Source organism: Shewanella sp. 10N.7 (genome assembly GCF_020806285.1).
GTDB lineage: Bacteria > Pseudomonadota > Gammaproteobacteria > Enterobacterales > Shewanellaceae > Shewanella > Shewanella electrodiphila.
On sequence record NZ_JAJGZS010000034.1, the window covers coordinates 15,670 to 34,459 of the forward strand.

Below are 18,790 nucleotides of genomic sequence, written 5' to 3' on the forward strand. Positions count from 1 at the left end.
AACAGTAAACACAAGGTAGTGTCATGAGTAGAAACGAATCTGAAACCCGTGCCGAGTTAATCTCGCCTAAATTAGCCTTAGACGGTTGGGGCGTTATTGAACACAGCATAATTCGCCGCGAAGTGAGTATTACTGCTGGGCGTATTTTGGGTGGTGGTAAGCGTGGTTCAAAACTCAGTGCAGATTACGTTTTAGAGTTTCAAGGTCGCAAGCTCGCAGCAGTTGAAGCTAAGCGTGAAAGTTTAAGCTACACCGAAGGTGTACGCCAAGCTAAAGACTACGCTACACGCTTGCAGTGCCGTTTCGCTTATGCCACAAACGGTCATGACATTTACCAAATAGATATGCTAACGGGTGACGAGCAGTTAGTTGAAAGCTACTTAAGCCCAGAAGAAATGTGGGCAATTGCCTTTAATGGCGAAGACGGGAAAAGCGAACCTGAGTTCACCAGCACTTGGCGTGAAAATTTTGCAAAAATCCCCTTTGAATGTAAAGGCGACTGGCAACCTCGCTACTACCAAGAAAATGCGATTAACCAAGCATTAGAGGCGATAGCAAAAAGCAAAGACCGTATTCTACTGACCCTTGCAACAGGTACGGGTAAAACCTGCATTGCTTTTCAATTGTCATGGAAGTTGTTCAATAGCCGTTGGAGTTTGCAAGCGGCTAAGAATCCAAGTAACGCTAAAAAACGCCCACGCATTTTATTCCTAGCCGACCGTAATGTATTAACCAAACAAGCCTTTAATGACTTTGGTGCATTTGGTGAAGATGCGGTAGTGCGAATTACACCTAGCGAAATAAAAAAAGCCAAAGGTGTACCTAAAAATGCCAGTATCTTCATGGCGATTTTCCAAACACTCATGACGGAACCTGGCGGTAATGATGCTGAAGAATTAGAAAGTGAAGAGTTTGATGCTGAGCAAGTAAAAGATACTAGCAACTGCCGATTTAGAGAATATCCAGAAGACTTCTTCGACTTTATCATTATTGATGAATGTCACCGTGGCGGCGCAAATGATGAAAGTTCATGGCGTGAAATTCTTAATTACTTTGCCCCCGCTGTGCAGTTAGGTTTAACTGCTACGCCAAAGCGTACCGACAATGCCGACAGTTACAAATACTTTGGCGACCCTGTTTACTGCTACACATTAAAGCAGGGTATTAGTGACGGATTTTTAACGCCATTTAAGGTGTACCCAATTGTCGGTACCATGGACGAGTATGTTTATACCCCTGGCGATGCGGTTACTTTTAAAGGTGAGCCTGAAGCTGGAAAAGTTTACAAAGAGAGTGACTTTAACCGCATCATCACAATGCCGCAGCGTGAACAGAAACGTGTGCAATATTGGATGGACCATATCAATCCGCAGGAAAAAACCATTGTATTTTGTGCCACCCAAGAACATGCTGGTATGGTGCGCGATTTTATTAATCAATACGCGGTAAAAAAAGGTTGGACAACTAACCCAAGCTATTGTGTTCGAATTACCGCTAACGATGGTGCGGCGGGTGAAAACGACTTACGTACATTCTGTGATAACGAAAAAACCATTCCTACCATATTAACCACTTCACGTAAGTTATCGACAGGCGTAGACGCCCGTAATGTGCGCAACATTGTGCTCATGCGTGAATGTAAAAACATGATTGAGTTTAAACAAATCATAGGCCGTGGTACGCGCATGTACGACGGTAAATCATTTTTCACCGTGTATGACTTTGTAAAAGCACATCATAACTTTTCAGATCCAGAGTGGGATGGCGAGCCACTGCCACCAGATGACAAACCTGAACCAGAGCCTTGTGATATTTGTAACGCCAAACCCTGTATTTGTGTATGTGAAGTCTGTGGTTTTAATCCGTGTAATTGCGGAAATGACGAACCAGAACTCCCTTGTGATAATTGCAATCAGTCACCTTGCGAGTGCCCTGATATTGGCACAGATGAGCCCTGTATTAACTGCGGCAATACTCCCTGTAGTTGTGATACAGACGAAGGCGGTGGGGGAACTGGCAGACCAGAAAAAATATTCATCACGTTAACTGATGGTAAAGTTCGCCAAATACAGCACATGAAAAGCGTATTGTTTATGGGTGCAGACGGCGAAATGCTTACCGCTAAACAATTTGTTGAACAATTGTTTGGTGATTTACCCAGATTCTTTGGCAATGAAGATCAGTTACGTGAAATATGGAGTAATCCAAGCACCCGTGAAAAGCTATTAGCAGATTTACACGAAGCCGGTTACGACGATGAAAAACTCGATAGTATGAAAGATATTATCGACGCCAAAGACAGTGACGTATACGACCTATTAGCCTTTGTAGCTTACGCTAGAGAAACCCACACACGCAAAGAGCGTGTCGCAACTGCCAGACCCAGCATATCAAGTAAGTTTAGCTACAAACAGGTCGAATTTATCGAATTCATTTTAGATAAATACATCGAAGATGGCGTACAAGAATTAGCAGCCAAGAAAATGCGCAGCTTAGTAGAACTTAAATACAACACCATAAGCGATGCTGCAGCAGAGTTCGGCTCACCAACAGCAATACGTGAAACGTTTATCGGATTTCAGAAGTATTTATATGAGTGAACCAACAAAAGTCATAGTTATAGTTGATTTATGCGCCAATCGGCTATAAGTTTAGTTGAAGTCGTTTTTAATTGAAACATGAAAAGCTCTGTGTATAATACGCGCTTCTCCTTATAAGGATATGGACATGATTGCTCAATTAAGTGATTACCAGACATCAAAATCAGCTTCACCAAAGCCTAGAAATGATGTTAATAAAAACTCTAATGTTCGATTATTCGAACAAAAGAAAACATCTATTAAATTTGAACAAGCTAAACGTCAAGTATCTGAAGCTGCATCTAAATTAGATTGGTAAGTGCTTTAGCTTTTAACCTCTGATATCGTATAGTTTTTATAAGATAAGGATATCAGAAATGGCCCAGCCACAACTCGTAAACTTTCCAGGGAAAAAATCCAAAAGCACATTAGATACCATACGAGCAAGGCACTCAAAAGAGCTTGTTATTGGTCTTTGTGGAGCTGTAGGTGCAGGCGTCAAACTGTTGAATAAACAACTTCAAGAAGAGTTAATTTCAGCTGATTACCATGTGGAGCATATCAGCTTAAGTGAATTAATCGCTGCACAATTCGAAAACCCAGAAGAAACACTCAAGCTTAATGGTTATGAACGCTATGATAAATTACAAGATTTGGGTGATGACTTAAGAGCTAACAAATCCCCTTCCATAATTGCTGATATGGCAATACGCAGAATTTCTATTATCCGCACGAGCTTGTTTGGTGATAAAAATACCCCCCCAACTACCGCTTTGAAAATTGACAAAAAAGTGGCATATATCATCAACCAATTAAAAAATCCTGCCGAAGTTAAAATATTTCAAGAAATATACAGAAATAATTTCTATTTATTAGGCCTTTTAAGAACTGAAAATGAACGTATCAACAACATTGTTCAGGAAGGTATCAAAAAATCAGACGCCTACAAACTAGTAGATCGCGACCGTAAAGGTAAAGATGATTTTGGCCAGCAAGTGGAAACTACTGCATTTCTATCTGATTACTTTATCCGAAATATTGATAAAGCCGATAAACTGAAAGCATCCGTTACCCGATTTATTAAACTTGTTCATGGTGTTGAAAATATCACGCCTACTAGAAATGAAAGTGGAATGTTTTCGGCTTATTCAGCCTCTTTACGTTCAGCATGTATGTCTAGACAGGTTGGTGCTGCAATTTCTGATACAGAAGGTCGAATTCTTTCAACAGGCTGTAATGATGTACCGAAATTTGGTGGTGGTCTATACGATACAGATAACGAAGAAGATAATCGATGCTACGGTTACAGAACTGGTGATTGCCATAATGACAAACATAAAGGTTTACTCAGAAAACAGATAGAAGAAGTACTTACAAAAAATGGAATTGATGGCAGCACCAAGTTAGCTGAAGATATAATGGATAACTCAAAAGCCAAAAGCTTAATAGAATATTCTAGAGCAATCCATGCAGAGATGGATGCGATTGTATCTCTAGCTAGAGACACTACCACGTCTACTGTTGGCAAAATTCTATATTGCACTACCTACCCATGCCATAGCTGTGCTAGACATATTGTTGCTGCAGGTATAGAGCGCGTTGTCTATATAGAACCATATGAAAAAAGTTTAGCTTTAGATTTACACGATGATGCAATTTGTTTAATAGATGACAAAAAGGCCAATAAAGTCGTATTTGAAAACTTTGAAGGTGTATCGCCAAACAGATATTCTAAATTTTTTGCATATTCAAAAAAGAAAAAGAAGAATGGTAAAGCTATTGAGTTCGACTTAATTAAGGAAGAGCACATGGATACTCAACCTTTAGATTGCTATGGTGACTATGAACTAAAAGTTGTTGAAATGACGAATGAGCTAGTTGGGGAAGATAATTTTATTCAATACAATTAGATGTATTAGAGTTAACCTTTTTTATTCTCTCAACTAACTCCGCCTTTTCTTCTTCAGTCATTTTCTCAAACAAGCACAGCAACTCAGCTGTGCTTTCTGACTCACAAAAAAAGTAAGCCACGGGCACACCTAACTCGTCGGCCATCGCTTTTAGCGTGGCGTAATCGGGTGTGTGTTTGCCTTTTTCATAATGATTCATGCGTGCGCTCGCCGTGCCCGGTTCCATTCCTAATTGAATGCCCAGTTGCTTTTGGCTGATGCCCATCGCTTTTCTTGCCTGCTTAAGCCTAAGCGGCAGTGGATTGATCTGTTTTTCTGACACGAGTTCATTTTTGTCTGATCCTAGATAACTTAGATTGTCTTAGTTTTTTCACTTAAGGTATACTAAGGAATCCTTAGCTTTTTAAGCTGCATTGTCAAGTTTTAACCAATTTCGTTGAAATATGAACAGGCATTGAAAGAAATAATGAGCGGTATTAATTATTTATAAGTCACGCAACAGCTCATTACACATTGAAATCATTAACAATTGGCAAGCCAAATGAACCAGTCAAAAATCCGATTACACAAAATACTTATCAAGCTGCTGAAAAGTAAAACTCTTACTCAATTTTCTGCAATTGAATTAAAAAAAATGTTTATAGAAGAATTACCTGGCACAAAAAACAAAGATGCAAGCCAAATAGTGCATAGAGCACTGAGTAAGCTATGTAGCGTTGGTTTTCTAGAAAAACAGACTGATGGGAAAAAGGTTTCATTTATCAAAACTTCCATGTTTGATGAAAGCTGTTTCTGCACCACAGTGCCGCGCAATTCCTCTCCTAAAACACCGGTTGTTAATGACTGCACTCCCAAGCTAATAAAACTAAAAGCTACACTCAATCAATATCAAATTGATCTACTGAGCCACATTGGTGAAGCTGAAGAGTTCAAACGGCTTTTCAATGAGTTCCCTGAAACAAAAGCAAACTTGTACTCCCGCTATATGCATGCGCGCAACCAAGGCTCATCAATGGTAGGTAAGATTAAAGCCATAGAAGCCTGTATCAAGACCTTAGAGAGTTAATATCGTGAAGTTAAGACATTGGCAGCAAGACTGCGTTAAAAAGGCCCTAGAGTTATATCAATCTCAAAGTCACTTTATGTGCTTAGCGACGCCTGGAGCAGGTAAAACGGTAATGGCTGCAGAGCTATCAGCAAGACTCATTGAACAGGGGTCTATTGATTTTGTTCTTTGCTTCTCACCATCGTCTGAAGTTAATGAAAGTATCCGTTCTACATTTTCTCGACGATTAAAAAAACGTTTTGATGGCTTAATTGGAGCAATTGGCAGTGTTTATACTTACCAATCTATGCCCTCTTTGACAGCGGATTTCTGGCAACTTCTAAATAGCCATAACGTTTTAGTTATTATGGATGAGGTGCATCATTTGAAAGGAGTTGAACTTAATGATGCCAATGCTTGGGGGGAAGAAGTTCTGCTCAATATCCAAAATAAGGCCAGATATACATTAGCCCTTTCTGGTACGCCTTGGCGTTCAGATTCTGCACCGATTGTACTATCGCGATTTACCGAACCAGATAATACGGTTCATTGTGATTTTATTTATGGCTTAAGGAAAGCTATTGCTGAGGGAGTATGCCGACAGCCACATATTACACTCATCGACAATGAAGAAATTAAATTAGATAACAATGAAAAATCAGAAACATTTACTTCTATTGCGGCACTTTTAGAAGGCTCTAGTTACAGTTATCGCTCATTATTAAACAATCAACAAGTCACACATTACTTACTTAAACAAGGCGTCAGTAAGCTAGAAGATATTCGCAAAAGCAATCCACTTGCTGGCGGGCTTATCGTTGCTACATCGATTAAACATGCTAAAAAGCTCCATCAAATGCTCATTGCCAACTTTCAGCAGACGGCATGTATCGTTACATCCAAATTTAAAAATCCCTCAGGAACAATTAAAACCTTTAGAGAAAACGATACTCAATGGATAGTGAGTGTTGGCATGATCTCAGAAGGTACCGATATTCCGAGGCTACAGGTTTGCTGTCACCTAAGTAGTATCAAAACTGAAATGCATTATCGCCAGGTGTTAGGTCGGATTTTGCGAGTCACTTCCGGTAAAGAGCAACAAGCTTGGTTATTCACATTAGCTGAAGCTAATCTTAGTGAGTTTGCACACCGCATCGGTCAAGACCTTCCCGAGATGCCTGTGATTACAAGTCAAAAAGCACGGCTACCAATCAATTTAGCATTAGCAAATAATTCAAACTATGTCGAAGTTGAGCAAGATGAAGATGAAAATCTAAAATTCTCTAGCTTATCGCTATCAATCGAACAGAGTACTGCTTCAAATAAGTCTAATATTGAGGAAGAGAATGACTATAACTTAGCCCTATTAGGCGGGTACAAAGAGCAAATCGTAAGGATGTTTGATGCTTATTTACATTAATAGGTATATTCAAACACCCTATCAATAATTTCATCTTTCTCTTCTAGAGCATTTGGGTTATACCTTGAAGGGATTGACAGCACTGGAATAGGAATTTCCTTAAACTTTATAGTAAATGGGTTTGAACTTAAGTGTTCACAGCCTAGTTTCTCAAAAGTTTTAGCAAGTATTTTTCTATTTAGAGTAGGTTCTTCATTCAGAAGCGCCATTTTACAAGCTTCATATAGAAAGACCATGAGTTGCCTAAATTCCCCTCGACAAACAGCAAAGAGCGCTCGAGTTAATTCTTTGCTATGCAAAACCGGACGTGTATCAAACGACATTCTTTTTGAAAAGCCAACCAAAAGGAATCTAAAATGTTCACGATCTTCTTTACGTATATAACTAAAATATTCCAAGTGCTTCCTGCGCCGAAGTCTAGACCCCCATTCAGAATCATTAATTATATCTTTCATCCAAGGCATTCCTACTAATACAATAGGTATATTTGCTTCTTCACTAATGAATTTTAGTGCACTCGTAATTATCTGGATCTCTTGGTAACTTTTAAACTTAATTAAATCATGAAATTCATTAATGATAAGTAATTCAACATTAGCTGCTGTTAAATTTTGCACCACTTTTTTGGTCAAGTCGGCTTTCATGCCACGTTTTTTTTGGTGACATCCAAAAGTATCTAAATCTGACAATATTTGTACTAAAGTATTTTTTAATCCCTTATTACTCGAAATATTTGTAATGAGCACAGGAACATCTGAATGCCTAAAGCCACTATTAGCATTCACTCTTCGCCGATACTCTTGGATCAAACGTGTTTTACCTGATCCTGTTTCACCAGTAAGCATCATACATTGAGGATCTGATTGATAATCTCTATTGAATCTTAGATCATCAAAATCTTTAAACGTTTCTGACACTATGGGAAGTTCAATAAAACAAAGCCCAAACTCTTTAAGTGCTGTGTCCTGTTGAGGCGTCAATTTAGTCATCAATATCCTTCCAAATCCATATCCCAATCATCATCTTCCATCTCTGCCTCTACTTGATTGCAGCTAATTAACTTCTGCGGTTCACTTTTGGGGAGGACTATTGTGGATTTACCTGTTGAGCTAATATCAGCTAGTTGAGCTTTCTTCTTAACTCCAGAGAGTGTGGCTTTAGTTTTAGATTCATTAAAGGTTTCTTGCTCTTGCTGTACTCGAGCATGGATTGCCATTCTAGCTTTAGCTAAACCTAAATTATCCTTACTCTCGCGTATAATTTCACGGTTAATCTTCTTAGTTACTTTATGTTCGTGAAGGCTCAAACCATTAGCATACCCAGTAGTATCAGTACAAGGTACTTTGAGGTAGCCCTCTAACTCTTCTAGGTAAACTTGGATATTAGAGAGATCATCAGGGTCTATCTTAATGAGTTTTTTTATAGAGCCTTTCGTTTGTGGATAGTGCTTACGATAATCAGCCAATGCGGTGGAGTCATACATCAACTCTTCGAATTTAAAACCATTTCGAGTTAGCGTTCTTTCATCAGTGATACCCATCAGCACATTAAAACGCTCTTCATCCTCTACGCCCATCTTTAACGGTGGATATATATCAAAACCATGCTGCCACTGCTTTATTGGTATACGTGTATCACGAGAGTCTGAGTCCTGATGGTAAATATCAACAATCCAACGATGAAATTCTTCGACAAATACTGAAAAACGCATAATGGCGTCTTTTTCAGGTTTGTAGTCCTCTTTCTCTAGAATATTTGAAAACGTTTTCCCTGGGATTTCGGTTAAAAAATATTGATTAATCATGCCAAAGAAACGCTCAACAAACGGCTTTAACCATGGCTTACGAACCGGGTTATATTGAATATTGATACCTGCTTCTTTACAAGCATGGTCTAAACTCTTTGACCAAAACTCTGCTCCATTATCAACAACCAAAGTTTCGAATTTACCATAACAAGGCCAATCATTTTGAAGCTCTATTCCGACATTACCCAGAGTTTTAGGCTTTATCGCATGCACAATCGCTTTAGCAGCTGAAACATAAGAAGGAGCTTTATAACTCAAATGAAAGCCTAAAACACAATTGCTAAAAACATCTACAATTAAAGTCAGGTAGGGTCTTCCAAGGGGGAGCAGTAGTTCATCATCGAGAAGGATTAAATCAAGTGGAGTATGATCTATTTCTACCCGTTCTAAAATCCGAGTGGGCGGTATATGAGAAGAGCAATATGCAAACCACTGATCAGCTTTGAACTTACCATGCCTAGCGACAGCTATTGGATAAGGTGGTAGTGACTTTATTCTTTGATTGAAAGCTGTATAGGAGATAATAGGGATTTTCCCATCCACAATTGTTTCATTCTCAATAGTGATGGAATCTTTATAGTACTGGTAGGCAGTTGTCACTTTCGGTCTTTTGGCATCTAGAAAACGAGATAATGCTCGCTCAAAAAATACCTCATCGCCTTCTACTCGCTTATTTCGGTTGCCCATTTTATGACGCTTAACAACCAAAGAAGCTAAATCACCATTACTATCTATATAACTCTTGCGCCAACGAACCACGGTACGCCAATTAGGCCGCTTGTCTACATTACCTTCAAATAGTTTATCAAGAATTGGATCTAGTTTTTTTTGCGTCCAGCCCCCTGAATTTGCCTGCTCAATAAAGCTAATTAGCTTGTATTTATCGAGCGCTTTTTCTTTAAGGAAGTCAGGAAAAGTATCAAGATCGCGCTTAACTAATTTTGAATCATCTAGCTTGACGTATTGAGCAGGGGGTTCAGGCTTTTTGACAGATGCAGACTCTGTAAACTCATCTTCAAAGTTCATCATGCATTACACCAAATAGATGGGTTGCAAGTTAGGTCATCTTGATTCAAATCTGCTTTTATCAATCCTTTATTCATTAACGAATAAAGAAAAGAGCGTGTTTCACCGATTGAAAGTTCATATTCAGCCGCAACATCATCTAGTTGAATTATTCCAGATTTTTTAATCAATTGAAGCAATTCAAGTTGAATATCACTAACACCATAGATACCGGAATACCGGTGCAATAATTTGAGATTATTTAAGATTGGATTTACACGAATTTGCTTATCTGTAACAAGTATAAGCTCAGTACCAAATACCCGAGCAGCCTCTTTTTTAGCTACAAACTTTGCTCTAAAAACTGGATCGAATGTCTTACTGTAAGGTTTATATTCATGAAACTTTGTCGTCCCATCAATATAGTGAAGTATCGCGTCTGGTGTATAAGGTAATCTTTTACCCTCAAAATAGTAATAAAACCCTTCAGGCTGACTGCCAAAATCCTCAATAGTCTCATTATATTCATGGTGAAAACATGCATCGAACTCCAATGTGCTTTCACACATTATCGTTTCGCTCACTTTTGCACTCGCGAATTTAAAGACGTTTTTATTGGGTGAAGGCTTACGTAAATTCCGAATATACATGCGCAAAACTCGAGCAACTTATGTACATTTAGTGTACAGTTGCTCGATATTTTGTCAAATTTGTCAGGCTATGCTTTAATTTTTAACTCAAGCAATTGATTTGTATGAAATTGAATTATGTAGTTAAAATACAAAATATCATTTTATGTCAAACTATGCTTTAAATTTGTCAGACTATGGTTATCTTATGTCAATGTATGCTTTCAGCGACACTCTTCTCACACAAAGCAAGAAGAGGTTTTACTGCCTTTCGGCAGGAGTATCAAAATCGACTTTTAAGTCACGATTTTCGCGTGTTTTAGCTGCCTATGATGTCATTTATGCAGGCTTATGCTTTAAGCAACGGTTACTCATGACCCCAAGGCGTTGGCGGTAATGCCACTGGCTTAGTTAAGTCAAAATCGACTCTAAAATCACGGTTTTCGCGTGTTAAACGATAAGTAAACGTCTCAGGTTCAATATACATGTGCCACACGTTAGTTACTGAAGCTGTTAAACCATTTTCGTTAAAGTTATCAATCGACTCTTGGTCAACAGGAAATGATTGCTGTGTTGCTGTGCCCATATCAGCAGTATCACCGCCGTACATAGTCACTTTGTCTTCAGTGCCATCTTCATGGCGATGATCATGCTTTAAGCGCAAGCCAGTCTCTGTTTTAGTAATAACCCAGGTACGCGAGTGATCATCACCCACATGAAATGGGATTTTAAGTTCTGTATCGCTGCATTCACGAACATGCATAACCAATGCTTTGTTGCTGAATGCTGAGTCAGCTTCATTACCTGCGGTCACTTCACCTGCGAACGCTTTACCGCAATGGGCAGCAATGGCATCAAAATATTGATGCTGTGGGTTTTCTTTAGAGGCATGAGCCATAGCCATCGCAGGCACCATGCTGCTGATTACACCAGCGACCAATATTTTTTTCATTATTATTCCTTTTGGTATCGATCAATTAACTTTTATTAACACACCACAATAACAGTGATTGTTTAATTTAACCTGAAAAAAAACCGCCTGCAAAGACGGTTTTTATATGAGACTCATGACTAGCTATCAGGCTTTATTTCGCTTTAGCTGGTCGTTTACCTTGCTTATGGCTGGAGTTAGCGCCATTGTTAGCCCCTTTTGATGGGCCTGAACTTTTAGATCCGAATGGCTTTTTTTTTTGCGACCATCCCGTTTTTGCTTTGCCCGCAGTGTTATCTTTGCCTTGACCTTCACCTGCTGCCTTGGCTTTATTCGCAGCAGTTGGCTTTTTACCTGATGACTTTCTATCATCAAACTGATTACCCGAGAACCGAGTGAAAGCTTTTTTACTGCCATCATTCTTACCGCCACCTTTACCATTTCGATAACTTTGACGTTCATTGCGCGACTCTGGCGGTACGATATGCTGCACGCCATTACCAATTAAGTGCTCTTTGCCCATAGCAACCAGCGCTTCACGAATAAGTGGCCAACCTGCTGGGTCGTGATAACGCAGTAATGCTTTATGTAAGCGACGTTGACGACCCTTTTTAGGCACGGTGACTTCTTCACTGGTATGTTTTACATTTTTGAGCGAGTTCAGCTCAGTATGATAAATCGTAGTGGCATTCGCCATTGGCGATGGGTAGAAGTTTTGTACTTGATCAAGCTTGAATTTTTCTGATTTCAGCCAAAGCGCCAAGTTCAACATATCTTCATCAGTTGTACCTGGATGCGCCGAGATAAAATACGGGATCAGGTACTGTTTTTTACCCGCTTCTTTCGAGTAAAAATCAAATAACTCTTTGAATTTATGATAACTGCCCATACCCGGCTTCATCATCTTACTTAATGGGCCATCTTCGGTATGCTCAGGAGCAATTTTTAAATAACCACCCACATGATGTTTGGCTAACTCTTTAACGTAGCGCGGATCTTCAGTGGCTAAATCGTAACGCACACCAGATGCAATTAAGACCTTTTTAATCCCAGGGACATCACGAGCTGCGCGGTATAAATCAATGGTGTGTTTATGGTCTGTACCTAAATGGCCGCAAATACTCGGATAAACACAAGATAAACGACGACACGTGGTTTCAGCCTTAACACTGGTACAGCCCAAACGATACATGTTGGCTGTAGGGCCGCCTAAGTCAGAAATAACCCCGGTAAAACCTGGCACTTTTTCTTGAATATCTTTGATTTCTTTGATGATTGACTCTTGCGAGCGGCTTTGAATAATCCGTCCTTCATGCTCTGTAATAGAACAGAATGAACAGCCACCAAAACAACCTCGCATAATGTTAATCGAGGTTTTAATCATGTCATAAGCTGGAATGACCGCTTTACCATAACTTGGATGCGGCACACGCTGATACGGTAAATCAAATACCGCATCCATTTCATCGGTATTAAGTGGCCATGCTGGCGGGTTTACCCATACAGAGCGGTTACCTTGGGCTTGGAATAATGCCCGAGCACAACCTGGGTTTTGCTCTTGATGTAAAATACGCGAAGCATGGGCATACAAAAATTTATCGTCAGCCACCTTTTCATATGCTGGCAGCAACACATAGGTTTTTTCCCATGGCTTTGGTCTTGCAGGCTGGACACTGATGGCTTTAGGCGCATCATTGTCAAAAATTTTCTTATCTGTTGGGCCAGAAAGCTTTTCACAACCCACATCATCCGCGCCATAGGGGTTAGGAATTGGATCGATTTTATGCAGTTGGTCGAGCTTGCGAGAATCCATGCCTTTCCAGCCCGGCAATGGCTCGTGACGAATGACGGCTGTACCACGAATATCGTGTAAATCGGCCATTTTCTCGCCGTTAGCAATGCGATGAGCCACTTCCACTAGCGGACGCTCGGCATTACCGTATATCAAGATATCGGCTTTGGCATCGAAAATGACACTACGACGCACTTTGTCAGACCAATAATCATAATGGGCGATACGGCGCAAGCTTGCCTCAATACCACCAATAACTACTGGCACTTCTTTAAAGGCTTCTTTACAGCGCTGGGTGTAAACAGTCACTGCGCGATCTGGACGTTTACCGCCTTCATCATTTGGGGTGTAAGCATCATCACTGCGAATACGGCGATCGGCAGTGTAACGGTTAATCATCGAGTCCATGTTGCCTGCGGTAACACCGAAAAATAAATTCGGGCGGCCTAGCTTCATAAAGTCGTTTTTATTCGACCAGTCAGGCTGACAAATAATACCAACACGGAAACCTTGGGCTTCGAGCATACGACCAATAACAGCCATACCAAAGCTTGGATGGTCGACATAAGCGTCGCCGCTGACAATGATAATGTCGCAACTATCCCAACCAAGTTGATCCATCTCTTTTCGAGACATAGGAAGAAACGGCGCCGTGCCATAGCATTCGGCCCAGTATCTTGGGTAATTAAATAACGTGGATTCAACTTGCATGAGATTTGCCTACATTAAAACATCATCAATCTGGTGAGTTGCACTACATCAAGTTTAGTTCAACTCACCCAACTTTTTTCTGGAGGCGGAGTATAGCAGTTACGCCACAGCAAGTGTGACTAAAAAAACACCAATTATGGTGTTTTTGTTGTTTTAGGATAATAATATAACCTTATTAAAAACAATGACTTTATAAATTTTGCTGCTTAACTATCTTATAAACCGATAAAAAAACCAATATTTACAATCGCTAAGCCGATAGTCACCACCCAAGTCAGTAAAACACCCCAGATCCGTCCAAAATGCACGCCGCCTTTTCCTGCTGTCAGTCCGATAGCATGTAATAACCGCGCCACAATCCAAACCGTACCAAAACAATGTAATAGTGCCGCAGACAAACCATTATATTCTGCCAGCAAGAACAAAATCAGCACCATAGGTGCGTTTTCAAGTAGGTTCTCGTGTACTCGTTTTGCTAAGGCTAAATCGCTATTGCCACCAGTGCCGATACCGACTTTGTTAAGTCGTCTTTGTTTAATCACTCGTATCGATAGCCCAATGGCTAATAACGCTGTGATACTTGCGTAAAAGCCTGAAATCATCAATGACATGTTCGATATTTCCTTATTGTTATTTTTTACAGCATAAAGCCATTTAGTGACTACAATGGAGTATTCATTCTATACAGATTGAGCCAAAATGGAATTATCACATTTTTAACAAAGATTTGATGATTTGAAGGTATTCAGCCACCCCCATTTCGGTTACTATTCGCGCCAATGACCCACTACCGATGTTAACTAGAGTGACCAACGCCAAATGAACGATGACAACTTCATTGAAAAACGCAGATTTATCATAAGATTAGGCAAAGCGCTGCACAAGTTTGGTACCCCAGCTTATCGGTTAGAATCTCATCTTCAAACCGTGTCTTCTACACTGGGAATTGAGGGTTATTTTTTAATATCGCCAACCTCTATGACATTCGTACTCCAACATGACACCGAGCAAGAATATAATCATGTTGCGCGAGTGAAACCTGGCGACTTGGATTTAGGCTCTTTGGCACGTACGTTCGATTTAGTTGAAGAACTCAGCACGGGTCAACGCACACTGTCTGAAGCATTAGACCGATTAGAAGAAATCAGCAATAAACCTAATCCATATGGTCATGGACTTACCCTAATGTCATTTGGCATTAGTGCGGGTGCTTTTGCCATGCTGATGGATACCAGCTGGAATGACGTATTTTGGTCAGGCATGCTCGGATTACTTGTTTACGGTTTGGTTTTTTGGGCTGAAAGATCTAAGCGTGTTGCAGAAATGCTCGAACCGTTAGCCGCGGTTGTTTGTGCAATTTTAACCTGCGGCATTGCTGCTGTGATTGACCCAAGCATCAATATTCCGGTGGTGATTTTATCTGGCATCATTATTTTTGTGCCCGGTTTAGCGTTAACACTCGGTCTTGCTGAGCTTGCTGCTCGCGATTTAATATCAGGAACCGCGCGCATCATGGATGCGATAATGCTGTTATTTAAACTGTATTTTGGCGCCGTGCTTGGAATGACACTGGGTAAAGTGATGTTCGGTGAGTCAGTATATATTGAACCAGATGCCTTGCCTCGCTACGCCTCTTGGGCGGCTGTTCCGCTATTATCAATGGCATTAGTTATCATCTTTAAAGCACGCATAAAAGATTCACCATGGGGCATTTGCGCTGGTATCGTGGCTTATTTTTCAGCCATGTTAGGTGGCCTTTATTTAGGCGAATCTATTGGTATTTTCGTCGGTGCATTGGCTGTTGGCATATACTCAAACCTTTATGCTCGTTGGATGAAAGCGCCAGTTTCTATCGCCCTGCTTCAAGGTATCGTTATCTTAGTGCCCGGAAGTAAAACCTACATTGGCTTAAATGCGATGATTTCAGGTGAAACCATGCTGGATCAAACGCATATTGGCACCCAAGTCTTCTTAATTTTCATGTCCTTGATCGCAGGGCTGATTTTTGCCAACGTCATTGTGCCACCAAGAAAGAGCTTATAACTTAACGGTTAGCGCTTGATCATTAAGGGAGCATTTAGCTCCCTTTTTTGTCTTCTAAATATGAGCAATGACTCTTATCGCTTTACAGAGGTTGTCAAAAATCTCAATTTTAATTTAAATAATCGGCGAAACTTTGAATACCCGCCATACTTGTTAAAGGTAAATAATTTCAAGGTTCAAGATTAAACCTCTATTTACTCAACAGCTTAATTAGCATCACCTTTAATAATAATTGGGTAGGTATTAATAATAAAAACAAAACAAATAGCGATAAATTTATCTCATTGCGCACTGAGACTTATCGTTGCCAGCATACTCCTTCTGCCCATTCATACGGCAAATGCTAACCAGCAGCCAAAAGCAGAAAAAGCGGTAGCTGAAAAAAACCAACAAACCCCTATGACAGTCGATAACATTGTCGTGGTCAGTAATGCTATTTTCGATGAAACCGATCCCGATGCTTTTTTTATCCATCACTGGGCTAATTGGCTACACATTAATACCACTGAACCCACTATCTTAGACAAACTCACTTTTGAAGAAGGTGATGTTGTCAGCGAGAAAACCTTTGCAGAATCCCAACGCCTATTGCGCGCTGAACCATATTTACGTGACGCAAAAATATATACTTCGAAAAAAGCCCCTGATGCCGATACTCACGAACAAACTGTGGTTGTCGAAACCTGGGATAACTGGTCTTTACTCCCCACTTTTAGCTTAAGCTCAAGCGGCGGTGAAACTAAATATTCAGTAGGGATAAAAGAAGATAACCTCATGGGACTGGGGATTAAAACGCGCCTAAAATATCAATCAAATGCTGATAGAACCGGTTATAAATTTGGTGTTAGCGCGCCCCTTAAAGTCATTAAACACGCCACTGTTTCAGCCAATATTTATGATAATAGTGACGGTCAAGCAGTACATCTTTATTTTAATAAGCCATTTTATTCGCTAGATAGTCAAAATCAGTATTTTGCTGAGTATTTAACAGACCAAAGACTCGATACCCTAAGGCAAAATGGCGAAGACATTAATGAATTTGAACATAATGTTGATTATGCCGCTCTATCTTATGGTTGGCTGTTAAATAAAACTGAAGCAGACTTATCAAGGATCACCCTAGGTATCACCCAAGACAAGCATCAATTTGCCCCCAGTGACACTTTTCCAAATGGCGCTTTACCTCAAGACCGCGACTTTATGTATCCTTGGCTTGGGTTTGAATACCTACAAGATGATTATCATGTATTTACTAATATCCATCTTATTAATAACAACGAAGACTTTAACCTAGGCTGGCGCCATTATGCACGGCTTGGGATTGAGACTAACGATGTCGATGAAAACTCCTCTGTAGGCTACCATCTGAATATGAGTTCTAGCAGGGGGTATCAACAAGATAAAAACCTGCTACTCCTAAACTTTAGTGGCCAAGCCAGCTTTAACACCAGCCAAAAAGACTTTTATAACATCAGTGCACAAGCTGAATACTTTTATAAAATTCACCCCAAGTGGACAGCCTATGCCAAAACCCGTATTGCGACCTCACAAAATAACTATCTCGATAAGCCATTTGCTTTAGGTGATGACACCGGCGTACGTGGCTACCCCAATAATTATCAATACGGTGATAATCAATGGCTCGTCACTGGCGAAGTCAGGTATTACCCAAACATTAATTTATATCAGCTAGCCGAATTAGGCTGGGCAACTTTCGTGGACATGGGGCATGCCTTTGGCGGAACAGATGCAAACAATGAAGTCACGACTCCCATTGGCAGTGTTGGAATTGGTGCTCGGATATATTCTTCTAAATCGAGTTACGGCAGTGTTGGCCATATTGATTTAGCGGTACCTTTTACCAACGGCGAAAATGTCGATGATTGGGAATGGCGATTTCAGGTTAGAAACCGCTTCTAGGTAAACCTTTAATGCTAAATATTAAATGATAAGCGTATGCCTACTTTACACAAGTCAGCATTATAGAATGACACGAGCATGACATGTAAAACACAAAGCAGTATTTTAAAAAGAATTGCTTTCAGCTTCTAAAATAATATTGTTCATCTCACCTGATGCCATAAGCTTGTTGATTGTATTATCAATAATTGGCGCTAATTCAGCATGGTTAGGGTGAATATAAATATACACAGGATGAGTATCTGTTACCGCTGACAACTCAACGATCTTATCAGCATTCATTGCTGCAATGGTGGCTTTTCCATCAACATAACTGCTCACTATGGCATCAACACGCTTTCTGGTAAGCAAGTTCACCAACTGCTCTGGCGTTGAAGCCTTAATCACACTTTTTGCCTCAATAGCTAAGTTTTGGCTATGCTTAACGCCTTCTAACACTCCTATAGTCAGCCCCTTTAAATCTGCGGAGGTTTGAACGTTAATGTCACTTCCTGTTCGAACATACACTGCCGTTTTAACACTGTAATAAGACGTAGGTACTCTAATAAAGGTGGGATGTTCTTCACCGTAACTCCACACTCGCATCACTTCACCTACAGCCTGTGATGCAACCATACTGCGCTCTGCACGTGGGGCAGGTAGCATTTCAACATCACAATTTAATTGCTGTTCAAGGCATAGCTTTTGAAAAACAAACTTACCAATATTTTGAATAGAGGAGCCTTCAACCCCCACAAAATGATAGTCCTCAGCCAACGTTTGTTGGCTCAAGATTATCATTGGCAACGTTAGTATGATTTTAATAACCATAGATTGAATATGTTGAGTCATTTTCAATGATGAACTGAAACAGGCGAATGTGAAACTTAATATTTTATTAGTAGGTGAAGCTGTTAAAGACAATGTGAACTCCAATTCCGTTTGTATATCATGGCTATCATAGAATAGCCTAAGCTAACCAAATAGTAGAAAATTCTGTTATTTATAACTCTAATCAC

General features: G+C 40.1%; 15 protein-coding genes. 7 read left to right on the forward strand and 8 right to left on the reverse strand.

The genetic code is table 11. The annotated features are described in order from the left end of the window. The first annotated feature begins 23 nt into the window (after nt 1–23). The 3 genes from hsdR (at nt 24) to LMH66_RS18010 (ending at nt 4,489) form a co-directional block, all read left to right on the forward strand. Entirely contained in the window at nt 24–2,600 is a 2,577-nt protein-coding gene (gene hsdR, locus LMH66_RS18000; protein WP_229372080.1) for an EcoAI/FtnUII family type I restriction enzme subunit R, read from the forward strand. 127 nt (nt 2,601–2,727) lie between these two features. Beyond that, nucleotides 2,728–2,898, forward strand: coding sequence for a hypothetical protein (locus LMH66_RS18005; RefSeq protein ID WP_175609491.1), 171 nt, complete (start codon nt 2,728–2,730; stop codon nt 2,896–2,898). A gap of 58 nt (nt 2,899–2,956) precedes the next feature. Further along, nucleotides 2,957–4,489, forward strand: coding sequence for an anti-phage dCTP deaminase (locus LMH66_RS18010; protein WP_229372082.1), 1,533 nt, complete (start codon nt 2,957–2,959; stop codon nt 4,487–4,489). On the opposite strand, the gene LMH66_RS18015 is transcribed toward LMH66_RS18010, so the two are convergent. Then, a complete protein-coding gene (locus LMH66_RS18015) occupies nt 4,473–4,811 on the reverse strand; it encodes a helix-turn-helix domain-containing protein (RefSeq protein WP_229372085.1) in 339 nt (112 codons plus the stop codon). The two genes, LMH66_RS18010 and LMH66_RS18015, sit on opposite strands and share 17 nt — an antisense overlap. Before the next feature lie 219 nt (nt 4,812–5,030). Here LMH66_RS18015 and LMH66_RS18020 point away from each other — a divergent pair, with 219 nt between their 5' ends. Both LMH66_RS18020 and LMH66_RS18025 read left to right on the forward strand, forming a co-directional pair. Next, a complete protein-coding gene (locus LMH66_RS18020; RefSeq protein WP_229372088.1) occupies nt 5,031–5,555 on the forward strand; it encodes a hypothetical protein in 525 nt (174 codons plus the stop codon). 4 nt (nt 5,556–5,559) lie between these two features. Further along, nucleotides 5,560–6,954 (forward strand): DEAD/DEAH box helicase, encoded by a 1,395-nt coding sequence (locus tag LMH66_RS18025; RefSeq protein WP_229372090.1) that lies wholly within the window; start codon nt 5,560–5,562, stop codon nt 6,952–6,954. Here the strand turns inward: LMH66_RS18025 and LMH66_RS18030 are convergent. The 6 genes from LMH66_RS18030 to LMH66_RS18055 form a co-directional block, all read right to left on the reverse strand. Beyond that, a complete protein-coding gene (locus LMH66_RS18030) occupies nt 6,951–7,943 on the reverse strand; it encodes a TniB family NTP-binding protein (protein WP_229372092.1) in 993 nt (330 codons plus the stop codon). The two genes, LMH66_RS18025 and LMH66_RS18030, sit on opposite strands and share 4 nt — an antisense overlap. Further along, the gene (locus LMH66_RS18035; RefSeq protein WP_229372095.1) at nt 7,943–9,790 is read right to left on the reverse strand and encodes a transposase family protein; all 1,848 of its coding nucleotides are present in this window, start codon (nt 9,788–9,790) and stop codon (nt 7,943–7,945) included. Before LMH66_RS18035 ends, LMH66_RS18030 begins: the two co-directional genes overlap by 1 nt. Beyond that, complete coding sequence (locus tag LMH66_RS18040; RefSeq protein WP_229372096.1) at nt 9,787–10,335, reverse strand: TnsA endonuclease N-terminal domain-containing protein; 549 nt, start codon at nt 10,333–10,335, stop codon at nt 9,787–9,789. The genes LMH66_RS18035 and LMH66_RS18040 overlap by 4 nt, the downstream gene beginning before the upstream one ends. Before the next feature lie 427 nt (nt 10,336–10,762). Further along, a complete protein-coding gene (locus LMH66_RS18045) occupies nt 10,763–11,311 on the reverse strand; it encodes a hypothetical protein (protein ID WP_229372114.1) in 549 nt (182 codons plus the stop codon). Between the two features lie 169 nt (nt 11,312–11,480). Continuing rightward, nucleotides 11,481–13,829, reverse strand: coding sequence for a YgiQ family radical SAM protein (locus tag LMH66_RS18050; protein ID WP_229372098.1), 2,349 nt, complete (start codon nt 13,827–13,829; stop codon nt 11,481–11,483). A gap of 215 nt (nt 13,830–14,044) precedes the next feature. Beyond that, nucleotides 14,045–14,440, reverse strand: a complete 396-nt coding sequence (locus LMH66_RS18055) for an MAPEG family protein (protein ID WP_102527648.1) — start codon at nt 14,438–14,440, stop codon at nt 14,045–14,047. 208 nt (nt 14,441–14,648) lie between these two features. On the opposite strand from LMH66_RS18055, the gene LMH66_RS18060 reads away from it, so the two are divergent. Together LMH66_RS18060 and LMH66_RS18065 are read left to right on the forward strand one after the other, a co-directional pair. Continuing rightward, complete coding sequence (locus LMH66_RS18060; protein ID WP_229372100.1) at nt 14,649–15,872, forward strand: threonine/serine ThrE exporter family protein; 1,224 nt, start codon at nt 14,649–14,651, stop codon at nt 15,870–15,872. 399 nt (nt 15,873–16,271) lie between these two features. Next, nucleotides 16,272–17,792, forward strand: a complete 1,521-nt coding sequence (locus LMH66_RS18065) for a ShlB/FhaC/HecB family hemolysin secretion/activation protein (RefSeq protein ID WP_229372102.1) — start codon at nt 16,272–16,274, stop codon at nt 17,790–17,792. 105 nt (nt 17,793–17,897) lie between these two features. On the opposite strand, the gene LMH66_RS18070 is transcribed toward LMH66_RS18065, so the two are convergent. Further along, the gene (locus LMH66_RS18070) at nt 17,898–18,563 is read right to left on the reverse strand and encodes a substrate-binding periplasmic protein (RefSeq protein WP_229372103.1); all 666 of its coding nucleotides are present in this window, start codon (nt 18,561–18,563) and stop codon (nt 17,898–17,900) included. Nucleotides 18,564–18,790 lie beyond the last annotated feature (227 nt).